Annotated in this window: 1 pseudogene; it reads right to left on the reverse strand. The window is 65.3% G+C overall.

Annotated elements, in window-relative coordinates:
• Positions 1-57: 57 nt before the first annotated feature.
• A pseudogene (locus EN984_RS36080) lies at positions 58-940 on the reverse strand (cobaltochelatase subunit CobN); the annotation flags it as partial.

Raw genomic sequence — 940 nt, forward strand, 5'->3', positions numbered from 1 at the left:
GCCCCCCTCTGTCCGGCCGGACATCTCCCCCTCAAGGGGGGAGATTGGCAGTTTTTACGCTCCGCCCTCTCCTGCAACCCTGGAGGTTGGCGAAACCGGTAATGACAGCGCAATCTCCCCCCTTGAGGGGGAGATGTCCGGCCGGACAGAGGGGGGCGCCTCGCGCAGACCCGTCTCATCTTCCACCTTCCCCCAAGCGGCTTCGACCGCAGCGATTGCCGCAGTCGGCAACTCCGTCGAGAAGGCAATGTAGTTATCTAAGGCCAATCCAGTATCGCTGGCTTCCAGCAAATCCAGCAACCCACGCGGCGTCTCCGGAATTCCCTCAACACCATAATCCTGTCCCTTCAGGTCATGCAGAATGGCCAGCACGCTGGACGGCACGTCGAGGCCGACGGCATAGCCGGTGCGGCCGGGGGCGCTGGGATAATCCGGCATCAGGATCGCCAGCTTGCGCTCGGCGCGGGGCGTCTCCTGCAGGCGGATAAAGGCCGCGACGCGGTCAGCCACTTGCGCCACGCGATCCGGTTCCGGCCGGTTGGCGAAAGCGCGGTGGCCAAGTGCTGGATCGATCTCGCTCTCGCCCTTGAAGGAAATGGCGCCGGCCAGGATGCGGCCGTCGAGCTCGGGCAGCACGACATGCATGGCAAGGTCGGCGGGCGCCAGGCCGCGCTGGTTGCTCTCCCAGATGTCGCGGCGGGTGGTGGCGACGATGACCTGGAAGACCGGCACGCCGGCGCGGTCGAACAAGGTCTCATTGCCCGGTTCGGCACCGGACGCGAAAGCGGTAGCGGTGACGATGGCGGCGGGTTTCAGTGAGGCGAGTGCTGTTTCCACGAAGGCCAGGGATGCCGGGTCCTTGAGGGTGGAGACGAAGATGGGGACCGGGTTGATGCCGCGCTGTCGCAGAGCTTCAAAAAGTGCGTCGATTGGCGCGACA

Source organism: Mesorhizobium sp. M7A.F.Ca.CA.004.12.1.1, assembly GCF_003997835.1.
Lineage (GTDB): Bacteria > Pseudomonadota > Alphaproteobacteria > Rhizobiales > Rhizobiaceae > Mesorhizobium.